The sequence below is a fragment of the Serratia sp. C2(1) genome (genome assembly GCF_036352655.1).
Classification (GTDB): domain Bacteria; phylum Pseudomonadota; class Gammaproteobacteria; order Enterobacterales; family Enterobacteriaceae; genus Serratia; species Serratia inhibens.
Window position 1 is genome coordinate 212,755 of record NZ_JAZFBA010000005.1, and the last position, 25,510, is coordinate 238,264.

At 57.7% G+C, this 25,510-nt stretch carries 24 protein-coding genes; 14 read left to right on the top strand and 10 right to left on the bottom strand.

What is annotated here, in order from left to right:
- Positions 1-2 precede the first annotated feature (2 nt).
- From hemX to hemC, 3 genes are read right to left on the bottom strand one after another with little or no spacing between them, the layout of a single operon-like run.
- The gene (gene hemX, locus V2S86_RS22195; RefSeq protein ID WP_330764162.1) at positions 3-1,127 is read right to left on the bottom strand and encodes a uroporphyrinogen-III C-methyltransferase; all 1,125 of its coding nucleotides are present in this window, start codon (positions 1,125-1,127) and stop codon (positions 3-5) included.
- Positions 1,128-1,150: 23 nt separating this feature from the next.
- Entirely contained in the window at positions 1,151-1,891 is a 741-nt protein-coding gene (gene hemD / locus V2S86_RS22200; RefSeq protein WP_330764163.1) for a uroporphyrinogen-III synthase, read from the bottom strand.
- Positions 1,888-2,829 carry a hydroxymethylbilane synthase gene (hemC, locus tag V2S86_RS22205; RefSeq protein ID WP_330764164.1) on the bottom strand — a complete coding sequence of 314 codons (942 nt, stop codon included), beginning with the start codon at positions 2,827-2,829 and terminating at the stop codon, positions 1,888-1,890. The genes hemD and hemC overlap by 4 nt, the downstream gene beginning before the upstream one ends.
- Before the next feature lie 315 nt (positions 2,830-3,144).
- Between hemC and V2S86_RS22210 the strand changes: the two genes are divergently transcribed.
- Positions 3,145-5,697: a class I adenylate cyclase gene (locus V2S86_RS22210; RefSeq protein WP_063202470.1), complete on the top strand. Its 2,553-nt coding sequence runs from the start codon at positions 3,145-3,147 to the stop codon at positions 5,695-5,697.
- A gap of 35 nt (positions 5,698-5,732) precedes the next feature.
- Here V2S86_RS22210 and cyaY read toward each other — a convergent pair whose 3' ends face one another.
- Positions 5,733-6,053, bottom strand: coding sequence for an iron donor protein CyaY (gene cyaY, locus V2S86_RS22215; RefSeq protein ID WP_006318320.1), 321 nt, complete (start codon positions 6,051-6,053; stop codon positions 5,733-5,735).
- A 78-nt stretch (positions 6,054-6,131) separates the two neighbouring features.
- On the opposite strand from cyaY, the gene lptM reads away from it, so the two are divergent.
- From lptM to uvrD, 6 genes are all read left to right on the top strand, one after another.
- Entirely contained in the window at positions 6,132-6,335 is a 204-nt protein-coding gene (gene lptM, locus V2S86_RS22220) for an LPS translocon maturation chaperone LptM (protein WP_330764165.1), read from the top strand.
- Between the two features lie 72 nt (positions 6,336-6,407).
- Positions 6,408-7,232, top strand: coding sequence for a diaminopimelate epimerase (gene dapF / locus V2S86_RS22225; protein WP_004950915.1), 825 nt, complete (start codon positions 6,408-6,410; stop codon positions 7,230-7,232).
- Complete coding sequence (locus tag V2S86_RS22230) at positions 7,229-7,933, top strand: DUF484 domain-containing protein (protein WP_311994930.1); 705 nt, start codon at positions 7,229-7,231, stop codon at positions 7,931-7,933. The genes dapF and V2S86_RS22230 overlap by 4 nt, the downstream gene beginning before the upstream one ends.
- On the top strand, positions 7,930-8,841 hold the full coding sequence (xerC, locus tag V2S86_RS22235) for a tyrosine recombinase XerC (RefSeq protein WP_330764166.1): 912 nt from the start codon (positions 7,930-7,932) through the stop codon (positions 8,839-8,841). Before V2S86_RS22230 ends, xerC begins: the two co-directional genes overlap by 4 nt.
- The gene (yigB, locus tag V2S86_RS22240; RefSeq protein WP_330764167.1) at positions 8,841-9,557 is read left to right on the top strand and encodes a 5-amino-6-(5-phospho-D-ribitylamino)uracil phosphatase YigB; all 717 of its coding nucleotides are present in this window, start codon (positions 8,841-8,843) and stop codon (positions 9,555-9,557) included. The genes xerC and yigB overlap by 1 nt, the downstream gene beginning before the upstream one ends.
- 78 nt (positions 9,558-9,635) lie before the next feature.
- Positions 9,636-11,798, top strand: coding sequence for a DNA helicase II (gene uvrD, locus V2S86_RS22245; protein ID WP_330764168.1), 2,163 nt, complete (start codon positions 9,636-9,638; stop codon positions 11,796-11,798).
- Between the two features lie 228 nt (positions 11,799-12,026).
- On the opposite strand, the gene V2S86_RS22250 is transcribed toward uvrD, so the two are convergent.
- The gene (locus V2S86_RS22250; RefSeq protein WP_330764169.1) at positions 12,027-12,500 is read right to left on the bottom strand and encodes a WbuC family cupin fold metalloprotein; all 474 of its coding nucleotides are present in this window, start codon (positions 12,498-12,500) and stop codon (positions 12,027-12,029) included.
- Between the two features lie 448 nt (positions 12,501-12,948).
- On the opposite strand from V2S86_RS22250, the gene corA reads away from it, so the two are divergent.
- A complete protein-coding gene (gene corA, locus V2S86_RS22255; RefSeq protein ID WP_004950926.1) occupies positions 12,949-13,899 on the top strand; it encodes a magnesium/cobalt transporter CorA in 951 nt (316 codons plus the stop codon).
- A 202-nt stretch (positions 13,900-14,101) separates the two neighbouring features.
- On the top strand, positions 14,102-15,160 hold the full coding sequence (locus V2S86_RS22260; protein ID WP_330764170.1) for an AbrB family transcriptional regulator: 1,059 nt from the start codon (positions 14,102-14,104) through the stop codon (positions 15,158-15,160).
- Here the strand turns inward: V2S86_RS22260 and rarD are convergent.
- Positions 15,152-16,039, bottom strand: coding sequence for an EamA family transporter RarD (gene rarD, locus V2S86_RS22265; RefSeq protein WP_330764171.1), 888 nt, complete (start codon positions 16,037-16,039; stop codon positions 15,152-15,154). The genes V2S86_RS22260 and rarD overlap by 9 nt on opposite strands.
- A gap of 64 nt (positions 16,040-16,103) precedes the next feature.
- Complete coding sequence (locus V2S86_RS22270; RefSeq protein WP_330764172.1) at positions 16,104-16,574, bottom strand: thioesterase family protein; 471 nt, start codon at positions 16,572-16,574, stop codon at positions 16,104-16,106.
- 204 nt (positions 16,575-16,778) lie between these two features.
- Between V2S86_RS22270 and pldA the strand changes: the two genes are divergently transcribed.
- From pldA to rhtC, 3 genes are read left to right on the top strand one after another with little or no spacing between them, the layout of a single operon-like run.
- On the top strand, positions 16,779-17,657 hold the full coding sequence (gene pldA / locus V2S86_RS22275; protein ID WP_004950930.1) for a phospholipase A: 879 nt from the start codon (positions 16,779-16,781) through the stop codon (positions 17,655-17,657).
- 48 nt (positions 17,658-17,705) lie between these two features.
- A complete protein-coding gene (gene recQ, locus V2S86_RS22280) occupies positions 17,706-19,538 on the top strand; it encodes an ATP-dependent DNA helicase RecQ (RefSeq protein WP_330764173.1) in 1,833 nt (610 codons plus the stop codon).
- A 12-nt stretch (positions 19,539-19,550) separates the two neighbouring features.
- The gene (gene rhtC, locus V2S86_RS22285) at positions 19,551-20,177 is read left to right on the top strand and encodes a threonine export protein RhtC (protein ID WP_330764174.1); all 627 of its coding nucleotides are present in this window, start codon (positions 19,551-19,553) and stop codon (positions 20,175-20,177) included.
- A gap of 126 nt (positions 20,178-20,303) precedes the next feature.
- Here the strand turns inward: rhtC and rhtB are convergent, their stop codons facing one another.
- Positions 20,304-20,924, bottom strand: coding sequence for a homoserine/homoserine lactone efflux protein (gene rhtB, locus V2S86_RS22290; protein WP_330764175.1), 621 nt, complete (start codon positions 20,922-20,924; stop codon positions 20,304-20,306).
- 136 nt (positions 20,925-21,060) lie between these two features.
- Between rhtB and pldB the strand changes: the two genes are divergently transcribed.
- Entirely contained in the window at positions 21,061-22,098 is a 1,038-nt protein-coding gene (gene pldB / locus V2S86_RS22295) for a lysophospholipase L2 (RefSeq protein WP_330764176.1), read from the top strand.
- Between the two features lie 11 nt (positions 22,099-22,109).
- Positions 22,110-22,910 carry a sugar/pyridoxal phosphate phosphatase YigL gene (gene yigL / locus V2S86_RS22300; protein ID WP_330764177.1) on the top strand — a complete coding sequence of 267 codons (801 nt, stop codon included), beginning with the start codon at positions 22,110-22,112 and terminating at the stop codon, positions 22,908-22,910.
- Between the two features lie 35 nt (positions 22,911-22,945).
- On the opposite strand, the gene glpQ is transcribed toward yigL, so the two are convergent.
- Entirely contained in the window at positions 22,946-24,025 is a 1,080-nt protein-coding gene (gene glpQ, locus V2S86_RS22305) for a glycerophosphodiester phosphodiesterase (protein WP_330764178.1), read from the bottom strand.
- A gap of 90 nt (positions 24,026-24,115) precedes the next feature.
- The gene (gene glpT / locus V2S86_RS22310) at positions 24,116-25,471 is read right to left on the bottom strand and encodes a glycerol-3-phosphate transporter (protein WP_004950940.1); all 1,356 of its coding nucleotides are present in this window, start codon (positions 25,469-25,471) and stop codon (positions 24,116-24,118) included.
- Positions 25,472-25,510: the final 39 nt, after the last annotated feature.

Genomic DNA, 25,510 nt, shown 5'->3' on the forward strand with positions numbered 1-25,510 from the left:
GCTTATCCCTCCTGGTGAGCGGCAGGGGACTGGGTCAGCAGATTGCGTACCCGGGTCTGCATCAGTTTTTCCAGCAACGGCTGGCTTTTCAGCTGATCCGGCACGTCCATGGAGATCGACTGCTGGCTCAGGCTATCCAACTCTTCCAGAAAAGCTTTGGTGGCCGGATCGGTGGTATCGAAGTAGGCGCGTACCCAGGTGGAGATGGTTTCCAGCGACTGTTTGTATGTCTCATTCTGATGACGTGGGATCGCCTGCGCCGCTACCAGCAGGCGCGAACGGATATTTTCGCGCAGGTAGATGTCCTGATTCGGCGCCAGCAGCGGTTCGGCGCTGGCATCGCGGCGGCGAACGGTAATAAAGTCGGCCATAAAGTTGTGCCAGCTTTTGCTCAGGTTCTGCCGCCATTCGCCAATCGAACTGGAAAGCTCGCTGCTGTCCTGATCCATTGGCGCTTCATCGCTGTCGTTATCCGCCAGGCGCAGGTTGTCGACCTGGTTGGACAGCTGATTGGTTTTGAGAATGATACCGTCGAAATCGACCTGGGTCAGGGTGGACAAGGTGCTGATGTCTTCGGTGATGGCGCGACGTACCTCGAGCAGGCTCGGGTCGTTCATGTCAGCCAGGCTGGCGTCGGCGCTTTTCAACAGCGTCGCCGCACTGGTCACGTCCTGATCGCTCCACAGCTTGCGCCCGGCCATTTTCACCAGGAAGTCGGCTTGCGCCAGCAGCCAGGTTTTGGCATCGCTGCCGGAGATGGTCGCGACCTTTTCCTGCAGTTCGTTAAGCTGCCGGGCCAGAGTGGCTTGCTCGCGGTCGGCGGCGTCCAGCGATTTGCCCTGTTGCTGCAACAGACCTTCCAGCGCGTTTCTTTCTTGCTGCTGGCTCTGTTTCAGCCCGTCAAGCTGCTGCTGCAAAGCTTGATTGGCGGCGATAAGCCGTTGTGCCTGCTGATGTGTGTGGTAATAACCGCCCGCACCCAGAGCGATAACCAGCACGATGGCGATCGCGCCGAGTACCGGACCGGTATTTTTCCCTTTGCGGCGGTCAGCATCTGGCTGCTGGGAGATCTCAACCGCCGGGGTTGGTTCTTCAACCGGGGCGGATGGGGTATTTTGTTCCGTCATAGTGGCTCATCCCATAGTCAGGTTTATTGTAGCGCGCGGATTAGCGCGTCATTATCGGCTTTATCAGCTACCCGAATCGTGCTCCAGCCCAATTCCTGGGCAAGGGTAGCCAGACGTTCGCTCACTACTATCAGGCGGCAACGCAACAGCCACGAAGAACGATAGTAATCAGGAACTAAAGTATAGAGCTGTTGTAACATTTCACCGCTGGTGACGACCAGCGTATCAACACCGGCGCGCTGCCAGTGGGCGCTTTGCTCACTGCCATCATAGTGCACCGGGCTGCGTTGATAACATTCATAATAGCTGACGTTGGCGCCACGCTCGCTCAACTGGTTGCCAAGCAACTCGCGTCCGCCGTTGCCGCGCAGTATCAGCGCTTGCTTGCCGTCCAGCTTCTGCAATGCCGGCAGCAGCAGCAGCGTTTCACTGATCTCCTGTTCGCGCGGGTACTCCACCGGCAGGCTGCTGATGCGGTGCATCGCCAGCCCGGTTGCACGGCCAATAGCATAATAGGACAACCGAGCCGGCCATGTCAGCCCGGCGCGGCCAATGACCGAGTTGGCGTAATTCACCGAATGCTGCGACACGACAAACACCAGATCGCCGTCATTAAGTTGCTGCAATGCCTGCGGCAGTTTGGGCAGATCGCGGCCAGGGGCGAAATCGATCAACGGGGCATGATAGGCAACCCGGCCGAGTGCGCGCAGGCGGCTCACCAGTTGTTCTCCAAAAGGAGAGGGGCGGGTTACCAGAATCGTCATGCCGGGGGATTTCCCTGATATACGTCGTGCAGAATATCCCGTGCGCCTCGTGCCAGCAGTTCTTCCGCCAGCTCAACGCCCATTTGCTCGGCTAGGGCCGACGGGCCGCGACGTTCGCCGCGCACCATCTGGCTGCCGTCCGGTGAGCCGACCAAGGCTCTCAGCCACAGGCTATCGCCTTCCAGTTCGGCATAGCTGCCGATCGGCACCTGACAACCGCCTTCCAGCCGCGTATTCATCGCCCGTTCAGCGCGTACGCGGATATCGGTTGCGGTGTGATTGAGCGGCGCGAGCAGCGCGCGGGTAGCGTCATCGTCGAGGCGGCATTCGATGCCCACCGCGCCCTGACCGACTGCCGGCAGACACTCTTCGGGACTCAATGGGCTGCGGATACGTTGCTCCAGCCCAAGGCGTTTCAACCCGGCGACCGCCAGAATAATGGCGTCGTAATCGCCGTTATCCAGTTTGGCCAAGCGAGTGCCGACATTGCCGCGCAAATCGCGCACGATCAAATCCGGCCGGCGTTCGCGCAACTGGCACTGACGGCGCAGGCTTGAGGTGCCCACCACGCTGCCCTGCGGCAACTGATCGAACGAGGCGAAACGATTGGAAACAAATGCGTCGCGCGGATCGTCACGCTCGCAAATGGTCACCAGGCCCAGGCCGTCGGGGAAATCTATCGGGACGTCTTTCATCGAATGGACGGCGATATCGGCGCGGCCTTCCAGCAGCGCCAACTCAAGTTCTTTAACAAACAGGCCTTTACCGCCGACCTTCGCCAGCGGCGTATCCAGAATAATGTCGCCCTTTGTGACCATTGGCACCAGTTCAACCTGCAGGCCGGGGTGGCTGGCCATCAGACGCTGTTGCACATAATGTGCTTGCCAGAGAGCGAGTGGGCTTTGTCGGGTGGCAATTCGAATAATTTTGTCTAACATGCTTGTTACCGTTTTTATAATTCGCCATCCATCCTACCACTGAGAGTGAAAACTGTCAGTGCAAGAAGCCACAGGCGGAGAAAGGACAACGGAATCAACGGGACGTGTGATGTGTTTTGGGGCAGTTAACACTGCGGGTAAATCGTTTAGAGAAGCGCTACAATAATAGTGGAGCGTTACCTCCTTTACGGTCAATCAGCAAGGTGTTAAATTGATCACGTTTCCGACAATAAGTTGCCAAATATTCTTCCAATACAAACGGCGCTTATGGAATACGGGTTTTTTCTAAACACCGGGATAATCAGGCGAGACGTCTTGTACCTCTACATCGAGACACTGAAGCAGAGACTGGATGCGATCAATCAATTACGAGTCGATCGCGCCCTAGCGGCCATGAAGCCCGCGTTTCAACGGGTATACAGTCTGCTGCCTACCTTACTGCACCACCATCACCCACTGATGCCGGGCTATCTGAACGGTAACGTTCCCCACGGCGTTTGCCTCTACACGCCGGATGAAACCCAGCAAGACTACCTTAACGATTTAGAAGACAAATGGGGCAGCCCGTTTGACAAGCTGGCCAGCGGTGAGCTGCCGATTACCGGCGTTTACTCGATGGGCAGCACGTCGTCGATCGGCCAAAGCTGCAGCTCGGATCTCGACATCTGGGTGTGCCATCAGTCCTGGCTGGATAACGAAGAGCGTAGCCGTCTGCAGGAAAAATGCAGTCTGCTGGAAAAATGGTCGGCGTCGATGGGCGTAGAAGTCAGCTTCTTCCTGATCGATGAAAACCGCTTCCGCCATAACGAGAGCGGCAGCCTGGGTGGCGAAAACTGCGGATCCACCCAACATATCCTGTTGCTGGATGAGTTTTACCGCACCGCGGTGCGCCTGGCCGGCAAACGTATTTTGTGGAACATGGTGCCGGGCGAAGAAGAAGCGCATTACGATGAGTATGTGCTGTCGCTGTATTCGCAAGGCGCGTTGACGCCGAACGAATGGCTGGATCTCGGTGGCCTGAGCACGCTGTCGGCGGAGGAGTATTTTGGCGCCAGCCTGTGGCAGTTGTACAAGAGCATCGATTCGCCTTACAAGGCGGTGCTGAAAACCTTGCTGCTGGAAGCCTATTCCTGGGAATACCCGAATACCCAACTGTTGGCGATGGACATTAAACATCGCCTGCATGAAGGCGAAATCGTCTGTTTCGGTCTCGACTCCTACTGCATGATGCTCGAACGCGTCACGCATTATCTGAACCAAATCAACGATACCACCCGCCTCGATCTCGTCCGCCGCTGTTTCTATCTGAAAGTCTGTGAAAAACTGTCGCGCGCTAATGCTTGCGTCGGTTGGCGCCGCGAAATCCTTAGCCAGTTGGTCAGCGAATGGGGCTGGGACGAAGAGCGCCTGGCTATCCTGGATAACCGCGCCAACTGGAAGATCGAACGGGTACGTGAAGCGCACAACGAACTGCTGGATGCGATGATGCAGAGCTATCGCAACCTGATCCGCTTCGCGCGCCGCAACAACCTCAGCGTCAGTGCCAGCCCGCAGGATATCGGTGTGCTCACCCGCAAACTGTATGCGGCGTTTGAAGCTCTGCCCGGCAAGGTCACGCTGGTCAACCCGCAGATCTCACCGGACCTGTCGGAAAACGACTTAACCTTTATTCATGTGCCGATTGGCCGCGCCAACCGCACCGGTTGGTATCTGTACAATCAGGCACCGGCGATGGATTCCATCGTCAGCCATCAACCGCTGGAATATAACCGCTACCTGAACAAGCTGGTAGCCTGGGCCTATTTCAACGGTCTGCTGACACCGCAGACCCGCCTGCACATCAAGAGCGGCAACCTGTGCGACACGGCCAAACTGCAGGAACTGGTGGCGGATGTGTCGCACCATTTTCCGCTGCGCCTGGCGGCCCCGACGCCAAAAGCCTTGTACAGCCCGTGTGAAATCCGCCATTTGGCGATTATCGTCAATCTGGAAAACGATCCGACCGCCGCCTTCCGCAATCAGGTGGTGCATTTCGATTTCCGCAAGCTCGACGTGTTCAGTTTCGGCCAGCAGCAGCAGTGCCTGGTAGGCAGTATCGATCTCTTGTACCGCAACTCATGGAATGAAGTGCGAACCCTGCATTTCAGCGGTGAGCAATCGGTGCTGGAAGCGCTGAAAACCATTCTCGGTAAAATGCATCAGGACGCCGCGCCACCGGAATCGGTGGAAGTGTTCTGCTACAGCCAGCATTTGCGCGGCCTTATCCGCACACGCATTCAGCAACTGGTGTCGGAATGCATAGAGTTGCGCCTGTCCAGCACCCGCCTGGAGCCGGGCCGTTTCAAAGCGGTGCGCGTCGCCGGCCAGACCTGGGGCCTGTTCTTTGAGCGCCTGAGCGTGTCGGTGCAAAAGCTGGAGAACGCGGTGGAATTCTACGGCGCCATTTCCAACAACAAATTGCACGGTCTGTCGATCAAAGTGGAAACCGATCAGGTGCACTTGCCGCCGGTAGTGGATGGTTTCGCCAGTGAGGGGATCATTCAGTTCTTCTTCGAAGACACGTCGGACGATAAAGGCTTTAACATCTATATTTTGGATGAATCTAACCGGGTTGAGGTTTATCACCATTGTGAAGGCAGTAAAGAGGAACTGGTGCGCGACGTCAGTCGTTTCTACTCCTCTTCGCACGATCGCTTCACTTACGGTTCCAGTTTTATCAACTTCAACCTGCCGCAGTTTTACCAGATAGTACAGCTGGATGGCCGCACTCAGGTGATCCCGTTCCGCAGCAATGTCCTGTCGAGCCTGTGCGTTACCCTGGCCGATGGTGCCGCTCAGCCGCTGAAGCAGCAATTTCAGTTGCATTGATTCCGTAGGGCAAGCCCTACGGAATCAGCCGCTTATCAGGCAAAATGCACGTCTTCGCCGGCCTGTGCGCTGGCCGCTTCGCTAAGCAATGGGTAGAACCCGCGATCGCTGCGATCGCAGAACCAGGCACCGTCTCGGTAGTTAAAGTGATAGCCGCCGGTTTTGGTTGCCAGCCACACCTGATGCAGCGGTTCCTGCCGGTTGATCACAATTTTGGTGCCATTTTCGAAGCTCAACGTCATTACGCCGCCGTTAGTTTCGTAATCGATGTCCGCATCGCCGTCAAAATCGTCCAGTGTCTCTTCGATATTAAGCATCAGTTGGTCAGCCAACTGGTGAAACTCACTGTCGTTCATAATCAATTCCTATTGCTTTTCATGATCCACCTGCGATTATAGAGATCTTGGACGCATGAATTACAGGCATTAATGCAAATGAAAAAACAACTACGCTATGCGCTGATGGCAGTTCTGCTTGCCGGGCTCACTGGCTGCGGTCTGAAAGGCCCGCTGTATTTCCCTTCGGACGAACAGGGTACTAAGAAACCTGCCACTCAGGTTCAAACCGGCGATCAGGTACAGAAAAATCAGCAGGAAACCTCTGTCTCTCAGCAAAAACCGTCGATGAGCGACCAGTAACACCTGTTTTGCGGTGGCGGGGCGTCGCCGCAAACCCAAGACGGATAGCGCGTCCAGATAGCGGAGTATGATATGCAGTTCTCCAAAATGCACGGTCTGGGCAACGACTTTATGGTGGTCGATGCCGTTACACAGAATGTCTATTTTTCACCTGAACTGATCCGCCGATTGGCCGATCGGCACTTGGGCGTTGGCTTTGACCAGATGCTGGTGGTAGAACCGCCTTACGATCCGGAACTTGATTTCCACTACCGCATTTTCAACGCCGACGGCAGTGAAGTGGCGCAGTGCGGTAATGGCGCCCGCTGTTTCGCCCGTTTCGTGCGGCTGAAAGGGCTGACCAACAAACGCGACATCCGCGTCAGCACCCAAACCGGGCGCATGGTGCTCAGCGTCACCGACGACGATCTGGTGTGCGTGAATATGGGCGAACCGAATTTTGATCCTCAGGCGGTGCCGTTTCGCGCCACCAAAGAGGAAAGGACCTACATCATGCGTGCGGCGGAACATACCGTGCTGTGCGGCGTGGTGTCGATGGGTAATCCACATTGTGTTTTACAGGTGGATGATGTAAAAACCGCCAAGGTAGAGCTGCTTGGGCCGGTGCTGGAAGGGCACGAGCGCTTCCCGGAACGGGCCAATATCGGTTTTATGCAAATCGTCAGTCGTGAACATATCAAGCTGCGGGTCTATGAGCGCGGTGCCGGTGAAACGCAGGCCTGCGGCAGCGGAGCCTGTGCGGCAGTGGCCGTGGGGATTCAACAGGAATTGCTGTCAGAAGAGGTGCACGTAGAACTGCCGGGCGGCAGCCTGCATATTCGCTGGAAAGGGCCAGGCAATCCGCTGTTTATGACCGGTCCGGCAACCCATGTATATGACGGATTTATTCATCTATGAAGAGTGTTGAGGACCAGGCTGTCGCAGGCATTGAGCTTGATGACGACGCCGTAATGCAGTTTTTGCTGCAAAACCCGGATTTCTTTATCCGCAACGCGCGTTTGGTTGAACAGATGCGCGTCCCCCATCCCGTCCGCGGGACCGTGTCGCTGGTCGAGTGGCATTTGGCCCGCCAGCGCAACCATATTGGTCGGCTCGAAGAAGAGATCACCCTATTGATGGAGCAGGCCAGCGCCAACGAAACGCTGTTTGCCAGCTTGCTGCATCTGCAGGCCAATCTGGCCACCGCCGGCAGCCTGCAGGATATGCTCAATCGCTTGCAGCGCTGGGCGCGTGGCTTCGGTTTGGCCGGCGCTAATATCCGCCTGTTTTCCGAAAGCTGGAAGATCGGTGCACCTTCCGACTTCACCCATCTTGCCCTGACGCGTTCGTCGTTTGAACCGCTGCGGATTCAGCGTCTGGGTGATCAACAGCATTTTCTCGGCAGCCTGAATGGTCCCGAGCTGCTGCTGCTGCTGCCGCAGGCCAAGCTGGTCGGCTCGGTCGCGCTGTCGATGTTGGGCGAAGATGGCGAACTGGGCATGGTGATTTTCAGCAGCCGCGATACGCAACACTATCAGCAGGGCATGGGTACCGTGATGCTCAATCAGCTGGCGCGCATGCTGCCTGAACTGCTGGAACGCTGGATAGAACGAGCATGACCCCGGTAGCGGCCAGCCTGCAACAGCCGGTGGACGCTTTCCTGCGCTATCTGAAGGTTGAGCGTCAGCTCAGCCCGCTCACTCAGCTCAGCTATTCACGCCAACTGCAGGCGCTGATGGTGCTGGCGCAGGAGATGGGCGTGACCGAATGGCCTATGCTTTCCGCCGCTCAAGTCCGCATGCTGGCGGCGCGCAGCAAACGCGCGGGCCTGCAATCTTCCAGCCTTGCGCTGCGCTTGTCGGCGCTGCGCAGCTTTCTCGACTGGCAGGTCAGCCAGGGTGCGTTGATCGCCAATCCCGCCAAAGGCATCCGAACGCCGCGCAGCGGTCGTCATCTACCGAAAAATATCGATGTCGATGAAATAAACCAGCTGTTGAATATCGATCTTAACGATCCGCTGGCGGTGCGCGATCGCGCCATGCTGGAGGTAATGTACGGCGCTGGGCTGCGCCTTTCGGAGCTGGTGGGGCTGGATTGCCGCCATGTCGATCTGGCTGCCGGCGAAATTTGGGTGCTGGGCAAGGGCAGCAAAGAACGCAAGCTGCCGGTGGGCCGCACCGCCGTTACCTGGCTGGAACACTGGTTGGCGATGCGTGATCTGTTCGGCCCGACAGACGACGCGATGTTCCTGTCCAATCAGGGTAAACGTATCTCGACCCGCAACGTGCAAAAGCGTTTTGCCGAGTGGGGCGTCAAGCAGGGCGTTAACAGCCATATTCATCCGCACAAGCTGCGCCACTCGTTTGCGACCCATATGCTGGAGTCGAGCGGCGATCTGCGTGCAGTGCAGGAACTGCTCGGCCACGCCAATCTCACCACCACTCAAATCTATACCCACCTCGACTTTCAACATCTGGCGAACGTGTACGATGCTGCGCATCCGCGCGCCAAACGGGGGAAATCCTGATGCATTTTTATCGCCCGCTGCGCCCGCTGGCGGCGCTGACCTTCGATCTGGACGACACGCTGTACGACAACCGCCCGGTGATCAGGCAGACCGAGCTGCAGTCGGTCGCCTTTCTGCAGAATTATCATCCTGGGCTGAATCGCTTTCAGTCGGCGGATTTTCACCGCCTGCGCCAGGAGCTGCGCGAGCAGGATCCGGAGATTTATCACGACGTCACCCAGTGGCGCTGGCGCGCCATTCATCTGGCGCTGAGCCGCCAGGGGCTGCGGGATGCCGAGGCCGCCCTCGGCGCCGATGCGGCGATGCAGAACTTTGCGCTGTGGCGCAGCCGCATCGAGGTGCCGGAGACGACTCACGCTACGTTGAAAGCGCTGGGAGCGCGTTTCCCGCTGGTGGCGATCACCAACGGGAATGCCGATCCGGCGCAGTGCGGGTTGGACGGTTACTTCCAGTTTGTGCTGCGTTCCGGGCCGGATGGCCGCGCCAAACCCTATCAGGACATGTACCGGTTGGCCGCGGAACGGTTAGGGGTTCCCGCCGAGCGCATGCTGCACGTTGGCGATGATTTGACCACCGACGTCGCCGGGGCGCTGCGTTCAGGCCTGCAGGCCTGCTGGATCAACGACCGCCAGCGTAACCTGATGCAGGTCGCGGACAGCCGCCTGCTGCCACATATTGAGATTTCGCAGTTGGCATCGCTGACAGCATTGTTATAATCCCTGCCAGAACTCTGTATAAATTCCCAGTGGAAAACGCGTCTCAGGCGCGATTTCCCTTACCAATTAATGGTGCCTATGGACGTTTCCGATCTGCTCGACAGCCTGAATGAAAAACAACGCGAAGCCGTGGCGGCGCCACGCTGCAACCTGTTGGTGCTGGCCGGCGCGGGCAGCGGTAAAACCCGGGTGCTGGTACATCGCATCGCCTGGCTGCTGTCGGTAGAGAACTGCTCGCCGTATTCGATTATGGCGGTGACGTTCACCAACAAAGCGGCGGCGGAGATGCGCCACCGTATCGAACACCTGATTGGCACCAGTCAGGGCGGCATGTGGATCGGTACTTTCCACGGCCTGGCTCACCGGCTGCTGCGCGCCCACCATATGGACGCCAATCTGCCGCAGGATTTCCAGATCCTCGACAGCGACGACCAGTTTCGCCTGCTGAAGCGCATCGTCAAAGCGCTGAATATCGACGAAAAACAATGGCCGCCGCGTCAGGCGATGTGGTACATCAACGGCAAAAAAGACGAAGGCTTGCGCCCGCAGCACGTTGAAACCTATAACAACCCGGTGGAAGCGACCTGGTTGCGTATCTATCAGGCCTATCAGGAAGCCTGCGACCGTGCCGGGCTGGTGGATTTTGCCGAACTGCTGCTGCGCGCCCACGAGCTGTGGCTGAACAAGCCGCATATCCTCAATCACTACCGCGAGCGCTTCACCAACGTATTGGTGGACGAGTTCCAGGATACCAACAGCATCCAGTACGCCTGGATCCGCCTGCTGTCCGGCAATAACAGCAACGTGATGATCGTGGGTGACGACGACCAGTCCATTTACGGCTGGCGCGGCGCTCAGGTGGAAAACATCCAGCGTTTCCTGAAGGATTTCCCCGGCGCGCAAACCGTCCGTCTGGAACAGAACTACCGTTCGACCAGCAATATCCTGAAGGCCGCCAATACCCTGATCGCCAACAACGGCGGGCGCATGGGTAAAAACCTGTGGACCGAGGGGGCCGAAGGCGAACCTATCTCCATCTACTGTGCGTTCAATGAACTCGACGAGGCGCGTTTTGTCGTCGGCCGCATCAAGACCTGGCAGGAAAACGGCGGTGCGCTGAATGATTGCGCAATACTCTATCGCAGCAACGCCCAGTCGCGCGTGCTGGAAGAGGCGCTGTTGCAAACCGCCATGCCGTATCGCATTTATGGCGGGCAGCGCTTCTTCGAACGTCAGGAAATCAAGGATGCGCTGGCCTATTTGCGGCTGATCGCCAACCGTAACGACGACGCGGCGTTTGAGCGCGTAGTCAATACCCCGACGCGCGGCATTGGCGACCGAACGCTGGATGAAGTGCGCCGTACGGCGCGCGATCGCCAATTGACGCTGTGGCAAGCCACCCGTGCGCTGTTGCAGGACAAAGTGCTGGCCGGGCGTGCGGCGTCCGCACTGCAACGTTTTACCGAATTGGTGGATTCCCTGGCGCACGAAACTGCCGACATGCCGCTGCATGTGCAGACTGACCGGGTGATCCGTGACTCGGGGCTGTTCATCATGTATGAGCAGGAAAAGGGTGAAAAAGGCCAGGCGCGTATCGAAAACCTTGAGGAACTGGTGACGGCGACGCGGCAGTACAGCTATCAGGATGAAGATCAGGATCTGATGCCGCTGCAGGCGTTTCTGTCACATGCCGCGCTGGAGGCGGGCGAGGGGCAGGCAGATGCTTATCAGGATGCGGTGCAACTGATGACCCTGCACTCCGCCAAGGGGCTGGAGTTTCCGCTGGTGTTTATCGTCGGGATGGAAGAGGGGATGTTCCCGAGCCAGATGTCGCTGGACGAAGGCGGGCGATTGGAGGAAGAGCGCCGGCTGGCCTACGTTGGCCTGACGCGAGCCATGCAGAAACTGACGCTGACCTATGCCGAAACGCGTCGTTTGTACGGCAAAGAAGTTTATCACCGGCCTTCGCGTTTTATCGGCGAACTGCCGGAAGACTGTGTGGAAGAAGTGCGGCTGCGCGCCAGCGTATCGCGGCCGGTGAATCATCGCCGCATGGGCACGCCAATCAGTGAAAACGACACCGGCTACAAGCTTGGCCAGCGGGTACGCCATCCCAAGTTTGGTGAAGGCACCATCGTCAATCTGGAAGGCAGCGGCGAACATAGCCGCTTGCAAATTGCGTTTCCGGGCGAAGGCATCAAGTGGCTGGTGGCGGCCTACGCCCGGTTGGAAACGGTATAACTTATACTCGTCATACTTCAAGCCGCATGCGTGTTGGCTGCGTTATTCGGCCCATCCCTGGGCCTCACCCCTGACGGGGCCGCTGCAAGCAGCGTTCAAATCTGCTCCCGGCTGATTTGTCGCTCACCCCAGCCACTTACCTGATAAGCGCCTGGGGACTCACGGCCTTGCCGCCTTCATGCAACTCGAATTATTTAGAGTATATCGGGTGCTGTTTGAGGAACCACCTCAGTGAGCGAAATGGTCACCAATCTGCGCGGTGGCGTACCAGCGCATCACCGCTTCGGTACCCTCACCGCCTTCCGCCGGCGCCCATGACATGCAATCTTCTTCCGCCAGCGGTTGATACGGCCCCTGTTTCACTTCAAACACCACGCCGCCCGCATCGACCGACAACACCGCATGCCAGGTAAACGCCGGCATCTCCAGCACTTTGGTCTCTTCGCCGAGTAGCGTGCGCTGGGTGACGACGCCATCCTGGTCAAATTGCAGCACCACGAAGCGGCCACGCAGCGGCATCAGCAGCTCCCAGGTTTGCGGATGGCGGTGCGGACGGATATAGGTGCCCGGCTCCATGGCAATCGCCAGGCGCTGTACCGGATCGCTTAACTCTTCGTGTAATGTACGGTGCGCGCGCAGGCGCGCCACTTTGGCGGCCTGTTCGCTCATCGCGGTCAGGTCGTGGGCGGTAATCTGTTTCATCGGCTAAATCCGCAGGCTTATAGTGGCCTAATCTTAGCAACTTTCCCGGAGGCGGTCAGAGATCGCCGCAGACTTTTTCTGCACGGTTTACCTCGGGTTAAGCGCGTTTTTTAAACCCGCGACAGCATGCTGAATTGTTGCGCAATTATCCTGTCTAACGTGTTGACAGGCTTTTTCTTCTCGGCGTAACATGCGCGCACGATTATCAATGAGGACATACGCCTTGGACACACCCAGTAGATACTGGCTCACTGACCTGGACAACACCAGGTACAACTTCTAAGGCTATCCCATTGAGCTGATGGCCTTCGTGGTTGTCGGCGACCTCGCAAAGCGTCGCTACGAGTCAGATCCTTCATGGTCTGAAACAAGCTGGTGATGCAACACCCCTCTGTTTCTGTGCTTCCACGCGTTGTCTGCACCCGTCACCAATAGGGAGTTTTGGCACATGCTAAGCGCGTTTAAATTAGATAATAGTCGCCTGTCCCGTCTGGAGTTGGATGACTCGGATGATCTCACCTCGTCACTGTGGGTTGATCTGGTTGAACCGGAAGAGGGCGAGCGTGAGCGTGTGCAAAATGAGCTGGGCCAGAGCCTGGCGACGCGCCCGGAGCTGGACGACATCGAAGCCTCCGCGCGTTTCTTCGAAGATGAAGATGGCTTGCATATTCACTCCTTCTTCTATTTTGAAGATGCGGAAGATCACGCCGGCAACTCGACCGTGGCCTTCACCATTCGCGACGGCCGGTTATATACCCTGCGTGAGCGCGAACTGCCGGCGTTTCGCTTGTACCGCATGCGCGCCCGCAATCTGACGATGGTTGACGGCAATGCCTATGAGCTGTTGCTGGATCTGTTCGAGACCAAGATTGAGCAGTTGGCGGACGAGATCGAAAATATCTATAGCGATCTGGAAAAGCTCAGCCGGGTGATCATGGAAGGCCATCAGGGCGACGAATACGACGAAGCGCTGTCAACCTTGGCGGAACTGGAAGATATCGGCTGGAAAGTGCGCCTGTGTCTGATGGATACCCAACGCGCGCTTAACTTCCTGGTGCGCAAGGCGCGCCTGCCGACCGGCCAGTTGGAACAGGCGCGTGAAGTGCTGCGCGACATCGAATCCCTGTTGCCGCATAACGAGTCGCTGTTCCAGAAGGTGAACTTCCTGATGCAGGCGGCGATGGGTTTTATCAATATCGAACAGAACCGCATCATCAAGATTTTCTCGGTGGTGTCGGTGGTGTTCCTGCCGCCCACGCTGGTGGCTTCCAGCTACGGGATGAACTTTGAGTTTATGCCGGAACTGAAATGGTCGTTCGGTTATCCGGGGGCCATCAGCCTGATGATCCTCGCGGGGCTGGCCCCTTACCTGTATTTCAAGCGCAAGAACTGGCTTTAAACGAAACGCGCTTTGCCAACTTGAGCTTGGGCAGTGCTCGCCCTCCTCACATACTGCGTGTATGCTCCGGGGCCTGCGCGCTGTCCGCACTCAATTTGACTGTGCGCGCTACGTTTAAAGAATCAGGGTTCATGATCCCTTAGCTTGCTAAATAGGGGTACAATGACGCCTCGTCTCATCTGCCCGTAAGGCGTGAGTTTTGATGGAGAAGTTGCCCCGCTGGTCTCAATGGCTGTTCCTGCTGCTGGCTTCGCTGGCGCTGGGGTTTGGCCTGCAAACATTTCATATTCCCGCTGCGCTGTTGCTGGGGCCGATGATCGTCGGCGTGGCGATGGGGCTGTCGGGCGCTACAGTGCGTATTCCCACTCGTCTGTTTATCGTCGCGCAGGCGGTGCTCGGCTGCATGATCGCGCAAAGTCTCTCTCCCGCTATCCTCACGCCGTTACTCGACGACTGGCCACTGGTGCTGTTGGTACTCTTTGCCACGCTGGCGGCCAGCGGCGTTTCCGGCTGGTGTCTGGTGCGTTTCAGCGGGCTGCCGGGGCCGACCGGTGCCTGGGGTTCATCGCCCGGCGGCGCTTCGGCGATGGTGGCGATGGCGGGGGATTTCGGTGCAGATGTCCGGTTAGTGGCGTTCATGCAGTATCTGCGGGTGCTGTTTGTCGCCACTGCGGCGGCCATGGTGGCGCGGATTGGATTGGGTGATGAGGCGGGCCACGGCAGCGCCGCACTGGAATGGTTTCCGCCGCTGGATTGGCGTTTTCTCGCAACGCTGGGTATCGCCGTTGTCGGTGCCTGGCTCGGCCCCCGGCTGCGCATTCCTTCCGGCGCGCTGCTTTTACCGATGATTATCGGCGCAACGCTTCACTCCAGCGGCGCGATGGCGTTGCAGGTACCCGAATGGCTGCTGGCGCTGGCTTATACCCTGATTGGCTGGAGCGTCGGGCTACGTTTCACCCGGCCGATATTTTTGCTGGCGTTGCGTACTTTGCCGCAGATGGTGGCGTCGATAGTGGCGCTGATGCTGTTTTGCGGGCTGCTGGCGTGGATGCTGACCCGCTTCCTGCCGGTGGATCTGATGACCGCCTATCTGGCGACCAGCCCGGGCGGGCTGGACACCGTGGCGATCATTGCGGCGGGCAGCCGGGTGGATATGTCCTTCGTGATGGCGATGCAAACGTTGCGGCTGTTCACCATCCTGCTGACCGGCCCGGCGATGGCCCGCTTCATTTCCAATCGAGCCTCGCCTGCGTCAACGTAATTTGCGCTGGGTGTAGAGTGCGTCGAGGATAAACAGCAGCAGCGCCGCCCAGATAAAGCCGAAGGTCACCAGTTTGTCCTGGCCGATGGTCTCCCCATAGAAAGTGACGGCCAGCAGGAACATCAGCGTCGGGCCGAGGTACTGGAAAAAGCCGAGTGTCGACAGGCGCAGGCGGGTCGCCGCGGCGGTAAAGAACAGCAGCGGTATGGTGGTGACGATGCCGGCCGCGACCAGCATCAGGTTCAGCGACCACGGGTTGGCGCTCAGATGGCTGGTCGGGCTTTCGGCGAACAGAAACAGGTATGCCGCCGCTACCGGCAGTAACCACAGGGTTTCAATCAGCATGCCGGTCTGCGCGTCGATGGCGATCTTCTTGCGCAGCAGGCCGTAGAAGGCAAAGCTGAACGCCAGCCCCAGGCCGATAATCGGCAGTGACCCGAATTGCCATAGCTGAATCAATACGCCGGCAAACGCCAACACGACCGCCAACCACTGCATGCGGCGAAAACGCTCGCCCAGGAACAGCATTCCCAACAGCACGTTAACCAGCGGGTTAATGAAATAGCCCAGACTGGCTTCCAGCATATGGTGGTTATTTACCGCCCAGATAAACAGCAGCCAGTTGCCGCCGATCAACACTGCGGTTACCGCCAACAGCAGCAGCCGTTTGCGGTTGCTGCAGGCGGCACGAACCTGCGGCCAGTTGCGGCCCAGCGTGATCAGCGCCAGCATAAAGAAGAAGGACCAAATGACCCGATGAGTGAGGATCTCATCGGCGGGGACCTGTTGAATCAGTTTGAAATAGGCCGGGGCGATGCCCCAAATAAAATAGGCGGCCAGAGCAAAGAAGATGCCCTGCCGCGTTTGCTGTGCGTCCATGACGGTACTCGGATGGGTAAAACGGAGATGCGGTGAGTGTACTTAAGACGCTCACCGTGCACAATCACCCGACCAGGTAGGTGGCGGTGGCGCTGGCGATATGCAGGCCATCGTGGTTATGCAGCTCGACGCGGGCGACCGCCACTTTATTGCCGCTGCGCAAGACGCTGGCGGAGGCGACGAAATGCTCGCCGCGGCCGGGGCGCAGGTAGTCAACGCGCAGATCTATGGTTCCCATGCGCGACAGGCGCGAGGCCACTTCCTCTTCGATCAGCGGATCCATACGCATCAGCACGCTACCGGCGCAGGCCAACCCGGCGGCAACGTCCAGCACTGAAGCGATCACGCCGCCATGCAGGATCTTCTGGGCGGCGTTGCCCACCAGTTTGGGCTGATTGGTGAAGCTCAGTTCAACGTAGTCATCTTCAAAACGGCGCAACTCAAGTCCCAGCTCGCGGTTAAACGGCATGTGATAAACAAAGATTTCGCCGATTTTCTGGCGTGCAGCATCGAGTGTCAGTGGTGTAGTGGACATAAATACCCGTTCTTTATTCAATAGAGTGAGGAGGTTATTAACTGGTCAGTCCAGGTTAATCCTTTGTTGATTTTATGCCTATATTTTGTTGCTTACCAGACTAATCCAATAAATGCGCACCGCACTGCTGCAAAACCGTCTTTGTGTGTAAAATGGCCTGTTTTGATTTCAGAGTTTGTCATTTTTGTTGGAGTGAGGAACGTTATGCGCATTTTGTCAGGGATCGTTTTGGCCATGTTGGCGGCGCCATTGCTGGTGCAGGCGGAAGAAGCCAAAGAGCAGCAAATTCATGATAAACCCGCAGTGCGCGGCAGCATTATCGCCAACATGCTGCAGGATCACGACAACCCCTTCACGCTATATCCGTACGACACCAACTATGTGTTGTACACCGATACCAGCAATATCAACAAAGAGGCCATCAAGACCTATAACTGGGCCGAGAAGGCGCGCAAGGATGAAGTGAAATACCAGCTCAGCCTGGCCTTCCCGCTGTGGCGTGGCATTCTGGGCGACAACTCGGTGCTGGGTGCCTCTTATACTCAGCGTTCCTGGTGGCAGCTTTCCAACCACGGGGAATCGTCACCGTTTCGCGAAACCAACTACGAACCTCAGGTATTCCTCGGCTGGGCGACGGATTACCGTTTTGCCGGCTGGACGTTGCGCGACGTTGAAGTGGGTCTCAACCATCAGTCCAACGGGCGTTCTGATCCCACCTCCCGCAGTTGGAACCGCGGCTATGCGCGTTTTATGGCGCAGAACGGTAATTGGCAGGTGGATCTGAAGCCCTGGTTCCGCTTCTCGGAAAGCGACAGCAGCGACGACAACCCGGATATCACCAAATATATGGGGTATTACCGTCTGAAAGTCGGTTACGCCTGGGGCGACAGCGTGTTCAGCGTCGACAGCCATTACAACTGGAACAGCGGCTACGGCGGAGCGGAGTTGGGCTGGAGTTACCCAATCTCCAAACACGTGCGTTTCTACACTCAGGTGTTCAGCGGCTACGGCGAATCGCTGATTGATTACAACTTCCGGCAGACACGGGTTGGCGTTGGTGTCATGCTTAACGATATTATGTAATACGGCCGTCATGATGGCGGCGCTATGCAGCAAAAAGTGGGGATGTGTGTGTCAACCGCAGCAGTGATAAACAAAGAGTTGCTGGCAGAGCAGGTATTGCGCGATACCTTTGGCTACCAGCAATTCCGACCGGGTCAACAAACGATTATCAACGCGGCGATCGGCGGGCTGGATTGTCTGGTGGTCATGCCGACCGGCGGCGGTAAATCCTTGTGCTATCAAATCCCGGCGCTGGTGATGGATGGCCTGACGTTAGTGGTTTCACCGCTGATCTCGCTGATGAAAGATCAGGTCGATCAACTGCTGGCTTATGGCGTTTCCGCCGCCTGCTATAACTCGACGCAGACGCGCGAGCAGCAGCTGGAGGTCATGGCGGGTTGCCGCAGCGGCCAGATCAAAATGCTGTACATCGCTCCTGAACGGCTGATGATGGACAGCTTCCTCGATTTGCTCGACCACTGTCCGCCGGCGCTATTGGCGGTGGACGAGGCGCACTGCATTTCGCAGTGGGGCCATGATTTCCGTCCTGAGTACCGCGCATTGGGTCAGTTGAAGCAGCGCTTCCCGACGATGCCGGTGATTGCCCTGACCGCTACCGCCGATGAGTCTACCCGTGGCGACATCGTGCGCCTGTTGGCGCTGCACGATCCGCTGGTGCAGGTCAGCAGCTTCGACCGCCCAAACATTCGCTATACGCTGGTGGAGAAGTTCAAGCCGCTCGATCAACTGTGGCGCTTCGTGCAGGACCAGCGCGGCAAGAGCGGTATCATTTACTGCAACAGCCGCGCCAAGGTGGAAGACACCACCGCGCGTTTGCAGAGCCGCGGGCTGAGCGTGGGCGCCTATCATGCCGGGCTGGACAACGATCGCCGCGCGCAGGTGCAGGAAGCGTTCCAGCGTGACGATTTGCAGGTGGTGGTAGCCACCGTCGCCTTTGGCATGGGCATCAACAAACCCAACGTGCGTTTCGTTGTGCACTTTGATATTCCGCGCAATATCGAGTCCTACTATCAGGAAACCGGCCGTGCCGGGCGTGATGGCCTGCCGGCCGAAGCGATCCTGTTGTATGACCCGGCCGACATGGCCTGGCTGCGCCGCTGTCTGGAAGAGAAACCGGCCGGACAACAGTTGGATATCGAGCGCCACAAGCTGAACGCCATGGGGGCTTTCGCCGAAGCGCAAACCTGCCGTCGTTTGGTGTTGCTCAATTACTTTGGCGAGGGCAAGCAGCAAAATTGCGGTAACTGCGATATCTGCCTCGATCCTCCCAAACGCTATGACGGGCTGGAAGACGCACGCAAGGCGCTGTCTTGCGTGTATCGCGTCGGCCAGCGGTTCGGCCTGGGTTATATTGTCGAAGTGCTGCGCGGTTCCAATAACCAGCGCATCCGCGAATACGGGCACGACAAGTTGCCGGTGTACGGCATCGGCCGCGAGCAAACGACCGAACACTGGACCAGCGTACTGCGTCAGTTGATCCACCTGGGGTTTATTACCCAGAACATCGCCATGCATTCGGCGTTGCAATTGACCGAGGCTGCGCGCCCGGTGCTGCGTGGTGAGCTTGCGCTGCAATTGGCGGTGCCGCGTATCCAGAGCCTGAAGTCGCGGGGCAGCACCAATCAGAAATCCTACGGCGGCAATTACGATCGCAAGCTGTTTGCCAAACTGCGCAAGCTGCGTAAGTCGATTGCCGACGAAGAAAATATTCCCCCTTACGTGGTGTTTAACGATGCCACGCTGTTGGAAATGGCGGAGCAGATGCCGATCAAGGCCGGCGACCTGCTTAGCGTTAACGGCGTTGGCCAGCGCAAACTGGAGCGTTTCGGCGCCCCGTTTATGGCGATGATCCGCGATCACCTCGACAATGACGAAGAATAAGGGCAATAAATCATGCTGATGCTGTTTCTGACCGTGGCGCTGGTGCACTTGATCGCGCTGATGAGCCCGGGGCCGGACTTCTTTTTTGTTTCGCAAACCGCCGCCAGCCGTTCGCGCCGCGAGGCGATGATGGGCGTAGTGGGCATTTCACTGGGTATCGTGGTGTGGGCGGGGGTTGCACTGATGGGCCTGCATCTGATCTTGCAGAAAATGGCCTGGCTGCACCAGATCATCATGGTCGGCGGTGGGATTTACTTATGCTGGATGGGCTGGCAGTTGCTGCGTTCCGCACGCTCCCAAAGCGCCCAATCGGTGCCGGCGGAAGAAGTGACAGTGGCGTTGCCAAAGGCCGGTCGCAGCTTTATTCGCGGTTTCCTGACCAACCTTTCAAACCCGAAAGCGGTTATCTATTTCGGCAGCGTGTTCTCGCTGTTTGTCGGTGACGATGTGGGTGCCGGCGCGCGCTGGGGCTTGTTCCTGCTGATTATCGCCGAGACCTTTGTCTGGTTCAGCCTGGTGGCGGTAGTGTTTGCGCTGCCGGCCATGCGCCGCGGCTATCAGCGTTTGGCGAAATGGATCGACGGGCTGGCGGGCGTGCTGTTCACCGGTTTCGGCCTGCACCTGATCTTTACCCGTTAGGCTATTTTACTTGCCAGGTTGAACCCGGGCAGTGCTCGGACTCCTCACGTACTTTATGTACGCTCCGGGTCCTGTGCGCTGGTCGAGTCCAACCTGCCTGCGACAATAACGCCTAAAATTGCATTCTCAGGCCTTTCTGGCCGTAGCCAATAACCCGGCCACCAGAATAAACAGCGAACCGAAGATGCGGTTCAGCAACTGCATTTGGCGCGGCGTCTTCAGCCAGCCGGCAATGCGGGTCGCCAGCGTGGCGTAGCCAATCATCACCACAATATCCACCGCCACGGTGGTCACGCCGAGTACCAGATACTGCTCGGCCTGCGGCTGGTTAGGTAAAATAAACTGCGGGAACAGCGCGGCCAGAAACACGATGCTCTTCGGGTTGGTCAGATTCACCAGGACGGCACGGCGGAACAAACGGCGGCGCGGCATGGTACCCGCCAGCGTATGCAGGTCCAACGAACCGGCGGCGCGCCACTGTTGGATACCGAGCCACACCAGATAGGCGGCGCCGAGCCATTTCAGCAATTCAAACGCCATCAGCGACTGTGAGACCAGCGCACCGAGGCCGATCCCTACCAGCACAATATGCAGACTCAACCCGACCTGTAGCCCGGCGATGGATGCCACCGCGCCGCGATACCCGTGGCTGATACCTGTGCTCATGGTGTTGATTGCGCCTGAGCCGGGTGACAGGCTGAGGATAAGGGTTGTCAGCAGATAGGTTAACCACCAGTCCAAGGTCATCGTAAGGCTCCCTGAAAGTACCAATTTGTGCCAAAATGGGCCCGGTTCTTGTAAGAATTCAATCACAATACGCTAGTATTATTTCTTGTGCCAGAGGCCACATTTTTGCCGCTGGCGGCTCAGGGAAAAGCTCTCAATGACGTCGTTCACCCACAGCACCGATGACTGGTTAATGCGTGAAACGCAGTTCGCTGCTTTCGCTACCGGCCCGCTGCTGGACTTTTGGCGGCGGCGGGAAGAGGGCGAGTTCAGTGGCGTGGGCGGCGTGCCGATCCGCTTCGTGCGCTTTAGCTCATCGCGCCATCAGCGGGTGGTGGTGATCAGCCCCGGCCGTATCGAAAGTTACGTTAAATATCCGGAAGTTGCCTACGATCTGTTCCATTGCGGTTTTGATGTGATGATTCTCGACCATCGCGGGCAAGGCCGTTCTGGCCGCTTGTTGGCTGATACGCATCGCGGTCATGTGATAAACTTTGCCGATTATATTGACGATTTCGCCCAGTTTTATCAGCAGCAAGTGGCGCCGCGCGGCTACCGACACCACTTTGCGCTGTCGCATTCGATGGGCGGCGCGATACTGGCGCAGTTTTTGGCGCGTCAGCCGCAGGCGTTTGATGCCGCTGCGTTTTGCGCGCCGATGTTCGGCATTCATCTGCCGATGCCGGGCTGGATGGCGGACCGTATCCTTAATTGGGTGGAGAAACACCCGAGGGTGCGCGATTACTATGCGATAGGCACCGGGCAGTGGCGGCCGCTGCCCTATGTGGTCAACGTATTGACCCACAGCCGTGAACGCTATCGTCGCTGTTTGCGTTATTATGCCGATTACCCCGAGTTACAGGTGGGGGGCCCTACCTACCACTGGGTAAGAGAAAGCATTCAGGCCGGGCGGCAGATTGTCGCGCAGGCGGCTAAAATCACCACACCGCTGTTATTATTGCAGGCCGGTGAGGAACGGGTAGTCGACAACCGTTCCCAGCAGGCTTTTTGTCAGGCACTGTCAGACGCGGGGCACCCTTGTGAAGGGGGGAAACCGCGGGTTATCAAAGGCGCACGCCATGAGATCCTGTTCGAGCGGGACGCGATGCGCGCCGAAGCATTGAACGCAATCCTGCGTTTCTTTGCTCGACATTTAGGTGGCGCCCCTGCCGCCGACCACTCCATCAGAGGTTAGAACATATCCTTATGTATCACGTCGTCGCTTCCGATTTAGATGGCACGCTGCTATCACCTGACCACACCCTGTCGCCTTATGCCAAAGAGACGTTGAAGCTGCTGACCCAGCGTGACGTGCACTTTGTGTTTGCCACTGGCCGGCATCATATCGACGTTTCGCAGATCCGCGATAACCTCGATATCAGCGCCTTTATGATCACCTCCAACGGTGCGCGTGTGCATAACACCGCCGGCGAGCTGATTTTCAGCCACAACCTGGCGGAAGACATTGCCCGCGATCTCTACGGCATGCTGCATGACGATGCGGACATCACCACCAATGTCTATCGCAACGACGACTGGTTTATCAACCGGGAAAGCCCGGAGCAGAAAGAGTTCTTCCAGGAATCGGTCTTCCAGTATCAGCTGTATGAGCCGGGCCTGCTGGAAACCGACGGCGTGTGCAAGGTGTACTTCACCTGTGACGACCATGAAAAGCTGCTGCCGCTGGAAGATGCCATCAATGCGCGCTGGGGCGATCGGGTTAACGTCAGTTTCTCGTTCCCGACCTGTCTGGAAGTGATGGCGGGCGGCGTATCCAAAGGTCATGCACTGGAAGAAGTGGCCAAAATCATCGGCTATTCGCTGAAAGAGTGCATCGCCTTCGGTGACGGCATGAATGATCTGGAAATGCTGGCGATGGCCGGCAAGGGCTGCATTATGCGCGATGCGCACCAGCGCCTGAAAGACAAGTTGCCGGAGCTGGAAGTGATTGGCTCCAACGTTGACGACGCGGTGCCGCATTACCTGCGCAAGATGTTCCTGGCCTGAGGCAACAAGGGCGCCTTGCGGCGCCCTTATCCGGGTTACTTGTGCTGGCCCTGCTTTTGCAGGAACTGCACGCCCTTGTCAGGGAAGTCGGTGAACACGCCGTCAACGCCTGCCTGATTGTAAATCACGTCATACAGCTGATTCACGTCGGTCACGTAGTTTGGCAGCGCATCGGCGCGGATGGTGAACGGATGCACCGCCAGCTTGTTGGCATGGGCTTCTTTCACCATATCGGTCAGCACCACGTGGCCCGGTTTGGACTTCTCCGCTTCCACCAGCATGTGGTAGTCCGGCCCGATACCGTCGGCGTACTGGGCAATCTGCTTCATCGCGCCCGGTTTGAACATCCAGTCATAGTCGTATTCCACCCATTTGCCGTCGGCTTTCTGCTCATAGGTTTCCTGCCACTTGTTATAGGCGATCAGTTGGATCAGCTTCAGATCCATGCCCATCTTCGGTTCCAGCTCGGTTTTAATCCGCTTCAGTTCGTTGGCGTCGAAGCATTGCAGATAAACGTTGTCGCCCTTGCCGGTGTAACCATACTGTTTCAACACCGCCAGCACTTTGCTGGAGATATCCTTGCCTTCCTGCTTGTGGAACCACGGCGCCTTGATTTCCGGGTAAATACCGATGTTTTTGCCGGTTGAATGGTTCAGCCCCTGAACAAACTCGATCTCTTCCTGGAAGGTATGGACGCGGAAGTCCGATTTGCCCATCGGGAAGCGGCCAGGGTAGCCCTGCACCTTTTTGCCGTTTTCGATCTCAAAGCCTTCCGTGAACTTCAGCGACTTGATTTCCGCCAGGGTAAAGTCGATGGCGTAATAACGGCCGTCTTGGCGTGCCCGGCTCGGGAAGCGCTCGGCTACGTCGGTCACGCGATCGAGGTAATGGTCATGCAGTACCACCAGCTCGTTGTCTTTGGTCATCACCAGATCCTGCTCGAGGAAGTCCGCACCCTGCGCGTAGGCCATAGCCTTCGCCGGCAGCGTGTGTTCCGGCAGATAGCCACTGGCGCCACGGTGGGCGATCACCACCTTGTCCGCAGCCTGTACGGCGCTGACCATTGAGGTGGCCAGGATGATCCCTGTCAGCAGGGCTTTGACTTGAGTCCGCATTCCGTAATTCTCCATGTTGTAGGTGCAGGGCAATAAAGTAGTAAAAAGGCCGCAGCGCGGCCTTCAAATAATGCGAAATGTGTATGACGCTTAACCGCGTTTGTTGGCTGCGATTTCTGCGTGGTGCTTTTTCTCGCTCAGCATGGTCAGCAACAGCAGCACTACCGCGCCGATACTGCCGCCAATCATCACCATAAAGCCGCCGTCCCAACCGAAGTAGTCCACGGTGTAACCGACGATGGCGCTGGCCGCAACGGAACCGCCCAGGTAGCCGAACAGACCGGTGAAGCCCGCTGCGGTACCGGCCGCTTTCTTCGGTGCCAGTTCCAGCGCGTGCAGGCCGATCAACATCACCGGGCCGTAAATCAGGAAGCCGATGGTGATCATGCAGGCCATATCGATGCCAGGATTACCGACCGGGTTAAGCCAATAAACGACGGTAGCGATAGTCACCAGCGTCATAAAGAACACGCCGGTGGCGCCGCGATTGCCTTTGAACACTTTGTCCGACATCCAGCCGCACAGCAGGGTGCCCGGGATACCGGCATATTCGTACAGGAAGTAGGCCCAGGAGGATTTATCCAGCGCGAAGTGTTTCACTTCTTTCAGGTAAGTCGGTGACCAGTCCAGAATGCCGTAACGCAGCAGGTAAACGAACACGTTGGCCACGGCGATGTACCACAGCAGTTTGTTCGGTAGAATGTACTGCATGAAGATCTGCTTGGCGGTCAGTTCTTCTTCCGCTTTCTCGCTGTAGTCGTCCGGGTAATCGTTTTTGTATTCTTCGATCGGCGGCAGGCCACAGGATTGCGGGGTATCGCGCATCAGCGCAAAGGCGATCAGGGCCACCAGAATGGCGCCGAAGGCCGGCATATACAGCGCCGCGTGCCAGTCGTTGAACCAGGCCATGCCCAGCAGAAACAGCAGCGGCGGCAGGCCGCCACCCACGTTATGGGCGCAGTTCCAGACCGAAACGATACCGCCACGCTCCTTCTGCGACCACCAGTGCACCATGGTACGGCCGCAAGGCGGCCAGCCCATGCCCTGGAACCAACCGCACAGGAACAGCAACACGAACATGACCGCGATGCTCGATGTCGCCCAAGGCACGAAGCCCATGAACAACATCACTGCGGCAGCCAGAATCAAGCCGGCGGGCAGGAACACGCGTGGGTTGGAGCGGTCAGAAACCGACCCCATGATGAATTTGGAAAAACCGTAGGCGATGGAAATACCCGACAGCGCGAAACCGAGGTCGCCGCGGCTGAAACCCTGGTCGATCAAATAAGGCATGGCCAGGGTGAAGTTCTTACGCACCAAATAGTAGGCGGCGTAACCGAAGAAAATCCCCATAAATATTTGCCAGCGCAATTTACGGTACAGCGGGTCGACTTTGTCGACCGGCACACGGGAAATGTGTGCTGCCGGCTTAAAAATACTCAACATGAGCGCCTCCGATGGCTTTTAGTTATCACATCAATATGA